The 15,588-nt window shown below is 72.5% G+C and carries 10 protein-coding genes; 4 read left to right on the forward strand and 6 right to left on the reverse strand.

The annotated features are described in order from the left end of the window. Nucleotides 1-162: 162 nt before the first annotated feature. Nucleotides 163-1,053: a LysR family transcriptional regulator gene (locus tag RL72_RS02355; protein WP_045249200.1), complete on the reverse strand. Its 891-nt coding sequence runs from the start codon at nt 1,051-1,053 to the stop codon at nt 163-165. A 131-nt stretch (nt 1,054-1,184) separates the two neighbouring features. Between RL72_RS02355 and RL72_RS02360 the strand changes: the two genes are divergently transcribed. After that, nucleotides 1,185-4,751, forward strand: coding sequence for a bifunctional proline dehydrogenase/L-glutamate gamma-semialdehyde dehydrogenase (locus RL72_RS02360; protein WP_082071976.1), 3,567 nt, complete (start codon nt 1,185-1,187; stop codon nt 4,749-4,751). 85 nt (nt 4,752-4,836) lie between these two features. Here the strand turns inward: RL72_RS02360 and RL72_RS02365 are convergent, their stop codons facing one another. Then, on the reverse strand, nt 4,837-6,318 hold the full coding sequence (locus tag RL72_RS02365; RefSeq protein WP_045249201.1) for a carboxylesterase/lipase family protein: 1,482 nt from the start codon (nt 6,316-6,318) through the stop codon (nt 4,837-4,839). Between the two features lie 73 nt (nt 6,319-6,391). Then, nucleotides 6,392-6,958: a TetR/AcrR family transcriptional regulator gene (locus RL72_RS02370; protein ID WP_045249202.1), complete on the reverse strand. Its 567-nt coding sequence runs from the start codon at nt 6,956-6,958 to the stop codon at nt 6,392-6,394. A 166-nt stretch (nt 6,959-7,124) separates the two neighbouring features. Here RL72_RS02370 and RL72_RS02375 point away from each other — a divergent pair, with 166 nt between their 5' ends. Together RL72_RS02375 and RL72_RS02380 are read left to right on the forward strand one after the other, a co-directional pair. After that, nucleotides 7,125-8,432 (forward strand): MFS transporter, encoded by a 1,308-nt coding sequence (locus tag RL72_RS02375; protein WP_045249203.1) that lies wholly within the window; start codon nt 7,125-7,127, stop codon nt 8,430-8,432. A 28-nt stretch (nt 8,433-8,460) separates the two neighbouring features. Then, nucleotides 8,461-10,002, forward strand: a complete 1,542-nt coding sequence (locus RL72_RS02380; RefSeq protein WP_045249204.1) for a carboxylesterase/lipase family protein — start codon at nt 8,461-8,463, stop codon at nt 10,000-10,002. A 3-nt stretch (nt 10,003-10,005) separates the two neighbouring features. Here the strand turns inward: RL72_RS02380 and RL72_RS02385 are convergent, their stop codons facing one another. Continuing rightward, nucleotides 10,006-10,599, reverse strand: a complete 594-nt coding sequence (locus tag RL72_RS02385) for a TetR/AcrR family transcriptional regulator (protein ID WP_045249205.1) — start codon at nt 10,597-10,599, stop codon at nt 10,006-10,008. Between the two features lie 121 nt (nt 10,600-10,720). On the opposite strand from RL72_RS02385, the gene RL72_RS02390 reads away from it, so the two are divergent. After that, a complete protein-coding gene (locus tag RL72_RS02390; RefSeq protein WP_045249206.1) occupies nt 10,721-12,988 on the forward strand; it encodes a glycoside hydrolase family 3 C-terminal domain-containing protein in 2,268 nt (755 codons plus the stop codon). A gap of 210 nt (nt 12,989-13,198) precedes the next feature. On the opposite strand, the gene galE is transcribed toward RL72_RS02390, so the two are convergent. Together galE and galK are read right to left on the reverse strand one after the other, a co-directional pair. Then, nucleotides 13,199-14,176, reverse strand: coding sequence for a UDP-glucose 4-epimerase GalE (galE, locus tag RL72_RS02395; protein WP_045249207.1), 978 nt, complete (start codon nt 14,174-14,176; stop codon nt 13,199-13,201). 143 nt (nt 14,177-14,319) lie between these two features. Continuing rightward, complete coding sequence (gene galK / locus RL72_RS02400; protein WP_045249213.1) at nt 14,320-15,534, reverse strand: galactokinase; 1,215 nt, start codon at nt 15,532-15,534, stop codon at nt 14,320-14,322. Nucleotides 15,535-15,588: the final 54 nt, after the last annotated feature.

Consider the following 15,588-nt stretch of genomic DNA (forward strand, 5'->3'; position numbering starts at 1 on the left):
TGGCCAGGTGTGCGTGGCATCCGGGGCACGAGGCTGCGACGATCTGCACACGGTGTCGCGATCCGCACGCCGATCGGGGGTGATCGTGTGCAGATCGTCGAGTGGTGTGCAGATCGTCGCGCGAGGGTGCCGAAGGCCCCGACGGGCCGGCGGCTGGGCCGTTCAGCGGTGCGGCCGCCGATGCTGGGCGAATGCGTCGGCCAGCGCCGCGCGGACCACGCCGATCGCCTCGGAGGCGCGCGTCGACTCCCGCACCGCGGTGAACACCTCCCGCACGGGGGATCCGGGCAGCTCGGACAGCGTGACCCGCGCGGGCGCGTCCCCCCAGATGAGGTCGGGGAGCATCCCGACGGCATGGCCCGCTTCGATGAGCCGCACGTGCGCGGTCAGATCCGCCGCCTCGAAGCGCACGTCTGGCTCGAACCCGGCGGCCCGGCACTGCTGCACCGCCCACTGCCGGGCCGCGGATCCGACGGGCTCCATGACCCAGGCGCGGTCGCGCAGGCGATCGAGGGACACGGGGAGGTCGCCGGACGGCAGGGCGAGGCGGATCGGGTCCTCTCCGATCAGCTCGTGCACGCTGCCCGGGTGCCGCTCGCGCGTGTGCCCCGGGTACTGCTCGGCGATCACGAGGTCGAAGCGCCGTGCCGTCAGCTCGAACAGGCCCTCCTCGGGCGGGGCCTCGGTCATCTGCACGCGCAGGTGCGGATGCGTGGTGGCCAGGGCGGTGAGCGCCGCGGGCACGATCGTCTCGGCCGCGGTCGGCATCGCGCTGATGCGCACCGCCTCGGCGGGTGCCTGGGCGAGCGCCTGCCTGGCCTGCTCGTCGAGCTCGAGGGCGCGGGCGGCGTGCGCGGCGAGGGCGCGCCCCTCCGGCGTCAGCCGGATCCGGCGCCCGTCCGGTTCGAGCAGGGCGACGCCGGCCTCGCGCTCCAGCAGGGCCAGCTGCTGCGAGACGGTCGACGGGCTGTACGACAGGGATTGCGCGACCTCCGCGATCGTCCCGCGCAGCGCGAACTCGTGCAGCAGGCGCAGCCGGCGCAGCTCCAGCACGGTCAGCCTCCTTCATTCGGATAATTCGAATGATACTCGTCACGAATGATCGCTTTTGCTGCAGGGAAGTCGGCTCCATGCTGGGAGCATCCCCGCGCGCGTGCGCGTGACCCCGACCCCCACGAGGAACCATGACCGCCACCGAAAGCACTGTGTCCACCGACCGGTCCCTGCCCTCCGAGAGCCTCAGGGACCGCGCGAACGGCGACGATCTCTCCGCCCTCGCCGACGACGCCGTCGCCCTCGTCAAGACCTGGCTCGTGGAGAGCCGCGAGGTGCCCGTCGACGCCGCGGGCCAGCGTCTCGCCGGTGTGCTGCGCGACCCGAACGGCCTCGACTTCACCGTGGGCTTCGTCGACGGCGTCGTGCGCCCGGAGGACCTGAAGGTCGCGGCGGCGAAGCTCAAGGAGCTCGTGCCGCTCACGCCCGGCTTCCTGCCCGCGCCGATGAAGGGCGCGATCGGCCTCGGCGGGCTCGCCGCGGGCATGGTCCCGGGCGTCGTCGTGCCGGCCGCGCGTACCGTGCTGCGCCAGATGGTGCGCCACCTCATCGTGGACGCCCGCGACGAGAAGCTCGGCAAGGCCATCGCGCACATCCGCGAGACCCAGGGCGTGAAGCTCAACATCAACCTCCTCGGCGAGGCGATCCTCGGCCGCGAGGAGGCCCAGCGCCGTCTCGAGGGCACCCGTCGCCTGCTCGAGCGCGACGACGTGGACTACGTCTCGATCAAGGTGTCCTCCACCGTCGCCCCGCACAGCCCGTGGGCGTTCGACGCCGCGGTCGCCGACGCCGCCGAGGCGCTGCTGCCGCTGTACCGGATCTCCGCCAAGGGCGCTTCGAGTGCCTCAGCGACCCCCGGCTCGCCGAAGTTCATCAACCTCGACATGGAGGAGTACAAGGATCTCGATCTCACGATCGCGGTCTTCACCTCGATCCTGGACCGTCCGGAGTTCAAGACCCTCGAGGCCGGCATCGTGCTGCAGGCCTACCTGCCCGACGCCCTGGGGGCCATGATCCGCCTGCAGGAGTGGGCGGCGCAGCGTGTCGCCGACGGCGGAGCGCCGATCAAGGTGCGCGTCGTCAAGGGCGCCAACCTGCCGATGGAGACCGTCGACGCCGAGTCGCACGGGTGGCCGCTGGCGACCTGGTCGACCAAGCAGGAGTCCGACGCCTCGTACAAGGCCGTGCTCGAGTACGCGCTGCGCCCGGAGCACATCGGCAACCTGCGGATCGGCGTGGCCGGTCACAACCTCTTCGACATCGCGCTGGCCTGGCTGCTCGCGCAGAAGCGCGGCGTCACCGAGGGGGTCGAGTTCGAGATGCTGCTCGGCATGGCCTCGGCGCAGGCGCAGGTCGTCAAGCGCACCGTCGGCTCGCTGCTGCTGTACACGCCGGTCGTGCACCCCGACGAGTTCGACGTGGCGATCGCCTACCTGATCCGCCGTCTGGAGGAGGGGGCCTCGCAGGAGAACTTCATGTCGGCCGTCTTCGACCTGGATGCGGATCCGGCCCTCTTCGAGCGCGAGAAGGAGCGCTTCCTCGCGTCGGTCCGGAGCGTCCCGGCCGAGGTCCCCGGCCCGAACCGGATCCAGGACCGCACCGCCCCCGCCGCCCCGGCCCCGACGGACGGCTTCGAGAACACGCCGGACACCGACCCGTCGCTCGCCGCGAACCGCGCCTGGGGCGATGCCATTCGCGCGCGCATGGCAGGCTCGACCCTCGGCGACGACACCGTCGCGGCGAACACGCTGTCGACGCCGGAGCAGGTCGACGCCGCGATCGCCGCCGCCGTGTCGGCGGGCGAGGCCTGGCGCGCCCTGGGCGCCGAGGGCCGCGCCGCGATCCTGCACAAGGCCGGCGACGTGCTCGAGGCCCGCCGCGCCGAGCTGCTCGAGGTCATGGGATCCGAGGCGGGCAAGGTCATCGAGCAGGGCGACCCCGAGGTCTCCGAGGCCATCGACTTCGCGCACTACTACGCCGAGAGCGCCAAGAAGCTGGCCCACGTGGACGGCGCCGAGATGCACGCCGTGGGCCTGACCGTGGTCACCCCGCCGTGGAACTTCCCGGTCGCGATCCCGGCCGGATCCACCCTCTCCGCCCTCGCCACCGGCTCCCCGGTGATCATCAAGCCCGCCCGCCAGGCCCGCCGCTCCGGCGCCGTCATGGTGGAGGCGCTGTGGGAGGCCGGCGTGCCGCGCGAGGTGCTGCAGTACGTGCAGTTCGACGGTCCTGCGCGCTCCGACCTGGGCGCGAAGCTCGTGAGCGACCCCGCCGTCGGCCGGGTCATCCTCACCGGCGGCTATGAGACGGCGGAGCTGTTCCGCGGATTCCGTCAGGATCTGCCGCTGCTCGCCGAGACGAGCGGCAAGAACGCCATCATCGTCACCCCCTCGGCCGACCTCGACCTCGCCGCGAAGGACGTCGCGTACGCCGCGTTCGGCCACGCGGGGCAGAAGTGCTCCGCCGCGTCGCTCGTGGTGCTGGTCGGCTCGGCCGCGACCTCGGAGCGGTTCCGCCGTCAGCTCGTCGACGCCGTGCGCGCCTACGACGTGGGCTCGCCCGTGGACGGCTCGAATCGCATCGGCCCGCTCATCGGCCCTGCCGAGGGCAAGCTGCTCGGCGCGCTCACCACGCTGCACGCGGGGGAGAGCTGGCTGCTGCAGCCGGAGAAGCTGGACGACGCCGGTCAGCTCTGGCGCCCGGGCATCCGTGACGGCGTGCGCCGTGGAAGCGAGTTCCACCGCGTGGAGTACTTCGGCCCGGTGCTCGGCATCATGACCGCCGACTCGCTCGCCGAGGCGATCGACATCGTCAACGACATCGACTACGGCCTCACCTCTGGCCTGCACTCCCTCGACGAGGACGAGATCCAGCAGTGGCTCGCCTCCATCCAGGCGGGCAACGTCTACGTCAACCGCGGCACCACGGGGGCGATCGTGCAGCGCCAGCCGTTCGGCGGCTGGAAGAAGGCCGCCGTCGGCGCCGGATCCAAGGCCGGTGGCCCGAACTACCTGGTGGGCCTGTCCGAGTGGACCGACGCGCCGGTGACCACGACGCGCGAGCTCGACGCCCTGGCGACCTCCGCCGTCGGCGCGCTCGCCGCCGTCCGCTCGGTCCCGGAGACGCTCGAAGGGCAGGGACCGGCGGGCGACACCGACATCGCCTGGCTGCGCGGGGCGCTCGCGACCGACATCGACGCGTGGGCCGAGGAGTTCGGCGTGGTGCGCGATGCGACCGGTCTCGTGACCGAGCAGAACGCGCTGCGCTACCAGGCCGTGCCGGTCACGGTGCGCTTCGAGGGCGACCGGGTCGCCGAGCTGGTGCGCGTGGTGGCCGCGGGTCGCCGCGCCCGCGCCCGCGTCACGGTCAGCACCCCTGCGCCGCTGCCGGGATCCGTCACCACCTGGCTCGGGACGCAGGACGTCACGGTCGCCACCGAGGACGCCGCGGCCTGGGCCGCGCACGCCCGGCGCCTCGCGGCCCGCGGCGGACGGGTGCGCCTCATCGGCGCGACCGCCGCCGAGACCGCTGCGGCCGTGGACGGCTCGCCGAGCCTCGCGCTGTACGCGAACCCGGTGGTCGCCGCAGGACGGGTGGAGATCCTCGCGTTCCTGCGCGAGCAGGCGGTCTCCGTCACGGCGCACCGCTTCGGCACCCCGCACCGTCACGACATCCCGCTCCTGGATCCGATCGCCTGATCGGATCCTCCCCGGGGCCCGCGCCCCGTTGAGACCCGGACCCGCCGTCCCGCTCCCCTCGGACGGCGGGTTCGTCGTGCCGGCGTCAGGCCAGGGGCAGCGCGCCGTCGTAGGCGGTCGCGGACAGCACGGGCTCGGCAGGCTCCCCGCCGAAGACGCGGCTGAGGCCCGGATCCGTCCGCCAGGAAGGCCAGCCCGGGTCGCCCTCGGTCACGAACCGCACTGCCGTGGCGTGCATCTCGGTCGCGAGGTGCTGCGGCGGGGTGGGGCCGGCGAGGCGCTCGACGAACGGATCGTCGAGCACGTCGAACCAGAACGGCACGTCGAGGCAGTGGCAGGACCACCCCTTCGCCGGTGAGACCCAGGCGAACCGGTAGGTCCAGGTGGGCGCATCGCCGCGTGCCCGAGCCGTGCGCACGACGAGCGAGCGGAACACACGGTCGGTCACGAACCGCCCGAGCAGGGCCGGGGTGCCACGGCGGCGCTGCGCCCGGTTCGCGGCGAGGTAGGCGCGGCGCAGGGGGCGGTCGCGCGTCAGCAGCCGCAGCGCGAGTCCTGCCGGCACGAAGCGCAGGGCGCGCGGGGCCCGATCCAGCGTCATGGTGAACTCGTCGTCGGTGGCGCCCAGCAGCAGCGGCTTGTCGGATCCGATCCCGGCGCGCAGCGCCTCCACGGCGGGCTGCGGCAGCACCTCGCCGTCGATCGCCGGGCCCCAGGGCAGGCCGGAGACGAGCGGATCCAGCACGGCGCGGAGTCCGGTCGCGCCCAGCAGCGCCGCGACGGGCTGGCGCTGCATCACCCGACGCTCGGGGACGGTGCGGAACGCGTCGGCGGTCGGCGGTCCGTCCAGCTCGAGCAGCTGCGCGAGCCGGGCCGTACGGCGGCGCGCGAGATCGGCCGGAACGTCGGCCAGCGCGGGGGAGAAGGCCATCGCCGCGTGGAACAGGTGCTGCGCGCGCTCCAGTCCGAGCAGCGTCAGCACGGCGCCGCCGCCGGCCGACTGCCCGGCGATCGTGACGCGGCCCGGATCCCCGCCGAAGGCCGCGACGTTGCGCTGCACCCACTCCAGCCCCGCGATCCAGTCCAGCACGCCGCGGTTGGGCGGGGCGCCGTCCATCAGGCCGAAGCCGTCGAAGCCGAGGCGGTAGGAGATCGTGACCGTCACGACGTCGTCCCGGTTGAACGCGGCGCCGTCGTACCAGGGGCTCGCCGGGGAGCCGTCGACGTAGCCGCCGCCGTGGATCCACACCATGACCGGCAGCGCGCCGTCGAGCGCCGGGGTGAAGACGTTGACGTTGAGCGTCGCGGCGCCGGGGATGCTGGGCTCGGGGATGAGCGTCTCGCCCTTGTCACCGCGCTGGGCGGTGGGTCCGAACGCCGTCGCGTCGCGCACCCCGGACCACGGCTCGGCCGGCTGAGGTGCGGCGAAGCGTCGTCCGCCGGTGGGCGGTGCGGCGAAGGGGATCCCGAGGAAGGCCGCGGAGGCGCCGGGGGTCCCGGGCTCGCCGCGCCAGAAGCCGCGCACCGCACCGGCGTCGGTCTGGGCGAGGGGCGCGTCGGCGGTCACCCGATCAGCGTATCCGCCCGTCGTGAGGGGCGTTTCGTCTCGCTGCGCTCGCTCAGCGGTCGAGGGCAGAAGGTCAGGGCTTCAGGAGGGCGAAGAACTGCTCGACATCGGCGGCCATGTCGATCGTCGGATCCAGCATCCACGCGTTCTGCAGCCCGTCGGCGAGCGCGTGCCCGGCGCGGATGATCCACTCCGGGTCCAGGTCGGCGCGGATGCGCCCCTCGCGCTGGCCTGCGGCGATGGCAGTGCGGGCGGCGGCGTGCACCTCCTCCGTGCGGTCGAGGAAGTACGCGCGCGCGGGGTGCCCGGGATCGGCCGCCTCGGCCTGCAGCTGCGTGTAGAGCTGCACGAGGCCCGGCACCTCGGGGTTGTGCCGCACGACGGCGAGGAAGGCGTCGAAGAACTCGAGCTCGTCGTCGGAGGCGGTGTCGCGCCGGTCGCGAGCCCGCAGGATCTCGACGAACAGCTGCTCCTTGGTGCCGAAGTAGTGCAGCAGCCCGGCGGGGCTCAGGCCCACGGCGTCGGCGATCTCGCGCACCGAGGCGTTGCGGTAGCCGCGTCGCCCGACGATCTCGAGCGCGGCCTCGAGGATCTCCTCGCGCTTCACGACGCCCTTCGCGTACGCCCCCCGTTTGGCCATGGAGCAAGGATATCCGTCCGCCATGAAACACGAACGAGCATCGGGTTCCGCACCCGAAAGCCTTGCGGCGTTCAGGTTTCGATGCGACAATCGTCACGGATCTAGAAACCAAACGTGATTCGGGATTTGGATCCGCCCCCGATCCGCTCGATGAGGAGCCATCACCATGACCATCACCCCTCCCGATCCCGCCGCCGAGATCGCACCGACCGGGCTCATCCGCGCCACCGCGCCCGCGGCGGGGGAGCCTGCGGCGAGCCCGCCCGCGACCAAGCGGCTGCTGCCGAGCCTGCTGATCGCCTCGATGACCCTGTTCGCGACCTACGGCGGACTCATCGCGATCCTGCTGCCCACGCAGATCCTGCTGCTGGACGAGAAGAACAAGGTCGCGAACCTCGCGATCGTCACCACGACCTCCTTCGTCTTCACCCTGTTCGCGCAGCCGATCGCCGGAGCCCTCAGCGACCGCACCCGCTCCCGCTTCGGCCGGCGCGTCCCGTGGATGGTGCTCGGCGCGCTGATCGGCGGCGTGCTGCTGCTGGGCATGGGGTCGCTGCAGGACCTGATGTGGATCACGGTGTTCTGGGTGGTGATCCAGGTCGCCCTGAACTTCCTGCAGTCCCCGCTGACCACGATCACCGCCGACCGTTTCCCCCGTGCCAAGCGCGGCGGCGCGAGCGCGATGATCGGCCTGGGCACGCAGCTCGGCATGACGGTCGGCGTCATGCTCGCGGTCGGACTCGGTGCGCAGCTCGGCCTCGGCTACTCGGTCTTCGGCATCGCCGTGATCGTCGTCACGATCCTCTTCGCACTGCTCAACAAGGACTGGTCCTCGAAGGACGCGGTCGTCGAGCCGTTCCGCTGGAGCGCGTTCTTCCGGGGCTTCTGGATCGATCCGCGCAGGCACCCCGACTTCTTCTGGGCGTTCACCGGCCGGTTCCTGCTGATCCTCGGGTACTTCGTCGTCTCCGCGTATCAGCTCTACATCCTCACCGACTACATCAGGCTGCCGCTGCAGGAGGCCCAGGGAGCGGTCATGACGCTGACGCTCGTCGCGTTCGTGCCCACCCTGATCGCGATCGCGCTGTCCGGCTGGTGGAGCGACCGGGTCGGACGGCGCAAGGTGTTCATCTACGCCGCCACGGTCGTCATGGCCGTAGGGCTCGCGTTCCCGCTGATCATGCCGAACATGACCGGCATGATCCTGATGAGCATCGTCAACGGCGTCGGCTTCGGCCTCTACATGTCGGTGGATGCGGCGCTCATGACCGAGGTGCTGCCCGACGAGGGCGGCTCGGCGGGCAAGGATCTCGGCATCCTGAACGTCGCCACCAACATCCCGCAGGCGCTGAGCGCGCCGATCGCGGCGATCATCATCGGATCCTTCGGCGGCTACCCGGTGCTGTTCGTCTTCGCGATCGTGTTCGCCGTGCTCGGGGCCGTCGCCATCGCCCCGATCAAGGGCGTCAAGTAGCCCCGCCTCCTCCACGAAAGGACACCCGATGGAGAACACCCAGGCCACCGCAGAAGAGACCACCGCTCCCGCGGCCGAACGGCACCCCGAGGTGCAGACGCGCGCGGGCCGCGTGCGCGGCCGATGGCGCGACACCACACCGCCCGGATCCGGTCCCCGCGGACACCTGCGCTCCGCGGCGTTCCTCGGGATCCCGTTCGCCGAGCCGCCGGTCGGCGAGCGGCGCTTCGCGGCCCCCGTGCCGAAGGCGCCGTGGGAGGGCGTGCTCGACGCCGCCGAGTTCGGCGCCACGGCCCAGCGCGGCGACCCCGGGGTGACGCTCATCCCCGAGCCCAGCATCGACGGGGACTCGACGCTCAACGTGAACGTGTACACGCCCGTGATCCCCGGAGAAGAGGGGACGGAGGGCTCCGGCCTGCCGGTGCTCGTGTACATCCACGGCGGCGGGTACTTCGCGGGCTCCCCGGCGAGCCCCTGGTACGACGGGCGCAACTTCACCCGCGACGGCGTCGTGACGGTGACGATCTCGTACCGGCTCGGCTTCGACGGCTTCGGGTGGATCCAGGACGCGCCGTCCAATCGCGGCGTGCGCGACTGGCTGCTGGCTCTGGAGTGGGTGCAGCAGAACATCGCGGCGTTCGGCGGCGACCCTGCACGGGTCACGATCGCGGGGCAGTCCGCCGGCGGAGGTGCGGTGCTGACGCTGCTCGGCATGGAGAGGGCGCAGCACCTGTTCCACGGCGTCTACGCGATCTCCGGAGCGCTCGCCGATGTCTCGGCGGAGCGTGCGGAGGCCTTCGGGCGGTCGCTGGCGGCGACGGCCGGCGTCGCCCCCACACGGGCCGGCTGGTCGGCGCTGGATCAGGACCGCGTGCTCGAGCTGCAGAAGAAGGCGACCGCTTTCGAGGGCGGCGACATGTCGTCGATCGTCGAGGACGGGCTGCCGCTCGGCCCGAGCGTCGACGGCGAGCTGCTGCTGCGGCCGACGCCGGAGTCGCTGCGGGCCGGTGTCGGATCCGGCAAGCCCCTCGTGCTCGGCGCGACGGACGACGAGTTCACGATGGCGATGGGGGATGCGGCGAAGGCGCTGCGCTGGGTGCCCACCGGCATGCTGCTGGGCAAGCTGGGCGTCGCCAAGCCGGTGCGCAGGGCGTACCTCGCCGCGAACGCCGACGTGGTGGCGAAGGGCAAGGCGCGCCTGGCGGGGCGCGTGCTGACCGACCGGATGTTCCGCCTCGCGATCCTGCGGATCGTGGCCGACCGCGGCACCGCGCCGACGTGGGTGTACCGCTTCTCCTGGCCGTCCGGCACGTTCGGGTTCGCCGAGCACTGCCTCGACGTGCCGTTCTTCTTCGACTGCCTGGACGGCCCTGCGATGGTGCCGCTCGCCGGTCCGAACCCGCCGCAGGCCCTCGCCGACGAGGTGCACCGGGCCGCGGTCGCCTTCATCGCCGCCGGGGATCCGGGATGGACCAGGTACGACCGCGACGGGATCGCGCGGGTGTTCGACACCCCGTCGCGCGACCAGCCCGACGCCTACGCGTCGGTGCGTCCGCTGCAGGAGGGGTGACGCTCACTCGCCCGGCGGCTGGAGCAGATCGAAGAGCGTCTCGATGAGGGCCGCCATGTCGAGCTCCGGCTCGACGAGCAGCTGCATCTGGGCGCCGTCGGAGACGGCCTGCAGGAGCCGTGCGGCGAGCACGGGATCGATCCCGGCACGCAGTCGGCCGGCCGCCTGCGCCTCGGCGATCGTGGCCGCCCAGCGGTCGCGCAGGCCCGCGCTCCGCTCCGCGAAGAACGCGCGGGACGGGTGCTCGGGGTCGGCGGCGTCGGCAGCGAGGCGGGTGAACAGCTCGACGAGCCCCGGCACCTGCGCGTTGTGGCGCACGATGTCGAGGTATCCGTCGCGCAGGTCGTCCAGATCCGCCCCCGCCGCCTCGGCATGATCGGCCAGGTCGATCTCGTCGCGCGTGCGCAGGATCTCGACGAACAGCTCGTCCTTGCTGTCGAAGTAGTGCAGCAGGCCGGCCTGGCTGAGGCCGACCGCCTCGGCGAGCTCCTTCACGGAGGCGCCGTGGTACCCCTCGCGGGCGATCACGGCCAGCGCGGTGCGCAGGATCTCCTCACGCTTCGCGATCCCTTTCGCATACGAGCCCCGTCGTGCCATGGCCCGAGACTATCCCGGGATCCCCGGCCTCGCGGCTAAAACCGAGCAATGCTTGCTTTTTGATCCGGAACCTGATCGACTGGCCCTGCCCGTCACCCGAGTCGTCTACGAAGGAGTCGACATGACAACGCCCCGCGACCACCTGCCCGAGCTCAGCACCGAGGAGAAGGCGTCGCTGACCAGCGGCAGGGACTTCTGGACCCTGAAGCCCATCGACCGGGTCGGCGTGCCGTCGATCATGGTCACCGACGGGCCGCACGGTCTGCGCAAGCAGGCGGCGGAGTCCGACCACCTGGGTCTCAGCGAGAGCGTCCCGGCGACGTGCTTCCCGCCCGCCTCCGGGCTCGGTTCCTCGTTCGATCCGGAGCTCGCGGAGCGCGTGGGCGTCGCCCTCGGCGTCGAGTCGGCGATCGAGGACGTCGCGGTCATCCTCGGCCCCGGCATCAACATCAAGCGCTCGCCCCTGTGCGGCCGCAACTTCGAGTACGTCTCCGAGGACCCGATCGTCTCCGGCGTCATCGGTGCAGGCCTGGTACGGGGGATCCAGTCGCAGGGCGTGGGCTCGTCCCTCAAGCACTTCGCCGCCAACAACCAGGAGTTCGAGCGGATGACCGCGTCGAGCGACGTGGATCCGCGTCCGCTGCGGGAGATCTACCTGCGCGGCTTCGAGCGCGTCGTGAAGGACGCGCAGCCGTGGACGGTGATGTGCTCGTACAACAAGATCAACGGCGTCTACGCGTCGCAGGATCCGTGGCTGCTCACGCAGGTGCTGCGGGACGAGTGGGGCTTCGACGGACTCGTCGTCTCCGACTGGGGCGCGGTGAACGACCGGGTGGCGGCGCTCGTCGCGGGCCTGGACCTCGAGATGCCCGGCAGCGACGGGGCGCCCGACGCCGCCGTCGCCACCGCTGCGGCCTCCGACCCGGCCGTGGCCGCCGCACTGGACGCGTCGGCCGGCCGCGTGCTCGACCTGGTCGGGCGGGCACTGGACCGCCCCGCCGTCGCCGGGCCGCTCGACGTCGACGCCCACCACGCGCTCGCCCGCGAGGCCGCCGGACGCTCGATCGTGCTGCTGAAGAACGACGCGGTCGACGGCGCCCCGCTGCTTCCGCTCGCCGACGACACGACCATCGCGCTCCTCGGCGAGTTCGCGCGCACGCCGCGGTTCCAGGGCGGCGGATCCTCGCACATCAACCCCACCCGGGTGGACTCGGCGCTGGACGCGCTGCGCGCCGTCGCCGGGGATCGCGTCGCGTTCGCTCCCGGCTTCGCCTTCGATCCCGCCGCCGAGGGCCAGGACGCCCTCCGCGACGAGGCGGTCGCCCTCGCCGCGTCCCGCGACGTCGCCGTGGTGTTCCTCGGCCTCACCGACGCCGAGGAGTCGGAGGGCTTCGACCGCGACCACATCGACCTCGCCGCGCACCAGCTCGCGCTGCTCGATGCGGTCGTCGCGGCGAACCCGCGCACCGTCGTCGTGCTCTCCAACGGCTCGGTCGTCGCGCTGCCGTTCGCCGACCGGGTGCCGGCGATCGTCGAGGCCTGGCTGCTCGGCCAGGCCGGCGGATCCGCCACCGTCGACGTGCTGACGGGCGCGGTGAACCCGTCCGGCCGCCTCGCCGAGACCATCCCGCACCGGATCGAGGACACCCCGGCGTTCGGCAACTTCCCCGGCTCGAACGGCCACGTCCGCTACGGCGAGGGGATCCTCGTCGGCTACCGCTGGTACGACGCCCGCGACATGTCGGTCGCCTACCCGTTCGGGCACGGGCTGTCGTACACGGCCTTCGCGTACGGTGAGATCTCCGCGGCGGTGACCGCATCGGGCGACATCGAGGTGACGGTCCCGGTGACGAACACCGGATCCCGCGACGGCCGTGAGGTCGTGCAGGTGTACGTCGCCCCGGTCGCCTCCGTCGTCGAGCGCGCCCCTCGGGAGCTCAAGGCCTTCGCCTCGGTCGAGATCGCGGCGGGCGCCACCGCCGACGTCGTGCTGACCGTGCGTCGCGAGGATCTCGCCTACTGGGACATCCGCGTCGACCGCTTCGTCGTCGAGGGCGGCTCCTACCGCGTCGAGGTCGGTGCGTCGAGCCGCGATCTCCGCGGCACCGTGACGATCGACGTCGCCGGAGATGCGGTCCTGGTTCCGCTGACTCCCGAGTCCACGCTCACGCAGGTGTTCGCGCACCCGGTGGCCGGCCCGATGGTGGCGGGCGCCTTCGCCGCGATGCAGGAGCAGTTCGGCGGCGACGGCGACGGGATCATGTCGGGCGAGGCGATGGCCAAGATGATGGGGTCGTTCCCGATCGGCCGCCTGCCGGCGTTCGGCTGGGGCCTGGACCGTGCCGGGGTCGACCAGCTGATCGCCGCCGCGAACGCCCCCCGGGCCTGACCGCCCGTCCGTCCCGGGGAGCGCCACCCCCCAGGCCTGACCGCCCGTCCGTCCCGGGGAGCGCCACTCCCCGGGACGGGGTTCCGCGTGTTGCGCCGGATCCACTCCGCTCGCTGGTCGCGGATTGCGGGCATTCCTCGTAGAGAGCCGCAATCCGCGACCAGCGAGCAGTGGTGCAGTGCGCGAGCGGCGTCCGCGGAACTGGATCGCTCAGCCGGCGTTGCGGCGGGCCTCCCAGCCGGAGCGGACCATCTCGTCGACCGTGTGACGCATCCGCCAGTCGAGGTCGCGGGCGGCGAGCTCCCCGGTCGCCACGATCCGGTCGGGATCGCCGGGGCGGCGCGGCCCGATCGCGGGGGTGAAGGCGATGCCGGTGACGCGGGCCATCGCGTCCATGATCTGGCGCACCGAGAGGCCGTCGCCGGATCCGAGGTTGTAGGCGGCCTCGATCGGGTCGCCCGCGACCATGCGCTGCGCAGCGGCCACGTGGGCCAGGGCGATGTCGCCGACGTGCACGTAGTCGCGCACGTTCGTGCCGTCCTCGGTGGCGTAGTCGTCGCCGTTGATCTGCGGGGTGTCGCCGGCGAGCAGCTTCTCGAAGACGATCGGGAACAGGTTGTGCGGACTCACGTCGTACACCGTGGGATCCGCCGATCCCACCACGTTGAAGTAGCGCAGGGAGGTGTGCACGAGCGGGGTCTCGGATCCGGCGGTCGCGACCGCCTGGTCGCGCAGCAACCACTCGCCGATGAGCTTCGACTCGCCGTACGGGCTCGCCGGACGCTTCTCGGTGTCCTCCACGACGAGCGGCGCATCGGGGGTTCCGAACACGGCGGCGCTCGACGAGAACACGATCTTCGCGACGCCCGCAGCGGCCATCGCCTCGAGGATGACGCGCGTGCCCTCGACGTTCTGCGCGTAGGTGTGCAGCGGACGCTGCACCGAGACGCCCGCGTACTTGAACCCGGCGACATGGATCACGCCCTGCACGTCGTGCTCGCGCAGGGTGCGCTCCACGAGCTCGCGATCGAGGATGCTGCCCTGCACGAAGGCGACGCCCTCGGGGACGAACGAGGCCACGCCGCTGGACAGGTCGTCCAGCACGACCGGGGTGAGCCCGGCCTCCGCGAGTGCGCGCACGACGTGCGATCCGATGTAGCCGGCGCCGCCGGTGACAAGCCAGGACATGGGTCTCCTTCGTTTCCGGGCGTCAGCCCTCGTTCGTCAATCCTCTCAGCGGCCTGCTGAACGGATCCGGTTCGAAGCGCGCACCTGGCTGCATCCGGGCGCCGGATCCGGCAAAGTCAGCGCTTCGAAACCGGCAGGGGCGCTCAGACGTCGCGGCGCGGGCCGTCGGACGGGGTCACCGTGAAGAGATGCGGCTCGGCGAACCCGGCGTCGGCGAACGCACGGCGGACGGCGTCCGACACCCGCTCGACGGCGTCGTGGTCGACGAGCGCGATCGCCGCGCCGCCGAAGCCGCCGCCGGTCATCCGCGCGCCGATCGCGCCGTGCGCGAGCGCCGCCTCCACGGCGGCGTCGAGTTCGGGGATCGAGATCTCGAAGTCGTCCCGCAGCGACGCGTGCGAGGCGACGAGCAGGTCGCCGATCGCCCGAGGGCCGTCCGCGGCCAGGGCGGCCACGGTGTCGAGGACGCGCTGGTCTTCGGTGACCACGTGGCGCACACGCCGGAAGTCGACCTCGTCGAGCAGCTCGGCGGCCCGCGGCAGATCCGCCGGAGTCGCGTCGCGCAGCGCGGCGATCCCCAGCGCCGCGGCCCCGCGCTCGCAGGAGGCGCGGCGCTCGCCGTAGCCCCCGGTGGAGTGAGCGTGCTTCACGCCGGTGTCGATCACGAGCACCTCGAGACCGGCCTCGGCGAACCCGAGCGGGATCGAGCGGGTCTCGAGCGAGCGGCAGTCCAGGAACACCGCGGCGTCGGCGTGGCCGAGCATCGATGCCATCTGGTCCATGATCCCGGTCGGCGCGCCCACGGCCTCGTTCTCGGCGCGGCGCCCGGCCTGCGCGAGGGTCACCGGATCGAGTCCGAGCCCCCACAGCTCGTTCAGGGCGGACGCGGCGGCGCCCTCGATCGCGGCGGACGAGGAGAGCCCCGCTCCCACCGGCACATCGGACGCGATGGCGATGTCGACCCCCGGCAGGGTCGCCGCCGCCCATGCCGGGATGAGACCCCGCAGCGCCCAGGCGATGCCCAGAGGGTAGGCGGCCCATTCCGGCACGGTCGCGGGGGCGGTGTCGCCGGGGGTGCGCGTGCCGGATCCGGTCGCCGGGAAGAGCGCATCCAGGTCGTCCAGCGCGACCTCGACCGGCTCCGAGGCGAACGTCGACGCGACGCGGATCCGGCCGTCGGCGCGCAGCCGTGCCGCCGCAGCCGTGCGGTGCTGGATCGCGAACGGCAGCACGAAGCCGTCGTTGTAGTCGGTGTGCTCCCCGATGAGGTTCGCGCGTCCGGGCGCGGACCAGACGCCGGTGGGCGCGGATCCGGTCAGCGCGCGGAACAGCTCTGCGGCGCCGGCGACGGCGGTGATCTCGACGGAGATCTGGGCGCCGTCCGACAGGATCGCCACCACGTGGTGCTGTCC

It is taken from the genome of Microbacterium azadirachtae (assembly GCF_000956545.1).
Taxonomy (GTDB): domain Bacteria; phylum Actinomycetota; class Actinomycetes; order Actinomycetales; family Microbacteriaceae; genus Microbacterium; species Microbacterium azadirachtae.

Coding starts and splice junctions, on each gene's coding strand:
- RL72_RS02370 (WP_045249202.1), bottom strand. CDS start 6,958: ATGGCCAAACGGGGGGCGTACGCGAAGGGCGTCGTGAAGCGCGAGGAG.
- RL72_RS02380 (WP_045249204.1), top strand. CDS start 8,461: ATGGAGAACACCCAGGCCACCGCAGAAGAGACCACCGCTCCCGCGGCC.
- RL72_RS02385 (WP_045249205.1), bottom strand. CDS start 10,599: ATGGCACGACGGGGCTCGTATGCGAAAGGGATCGCGAAGCGTGAGGAG.
- RL72_RS02375 (WP_045249203.1), top strand. CDS start 7,125: ATGACCATCACCCCTCCCGATCCCGCCGCCGAGATCGCACCGACCGGG.
- galE (WP_045249207.1), bottom strand. CDS start 14,176: ATGTCCTGGCTTGTCACCGGCGGCGCCGGCTACATCGGATCGCACGTC.
- RL72_RS02360 (WP_082071976.1), top strand. CDS start 1,185: ATGACCGCCACCGAAAGCACTGTGTCCACCGACCGGTCCCTGCCCTCC.
- RL72_RS02390 (WP_045249206.1), top strand. CDS start 10,721: ATGACAACGCCCCGCGACCACCTGCCCGAGCTCAGCACCGAGGAGAAG.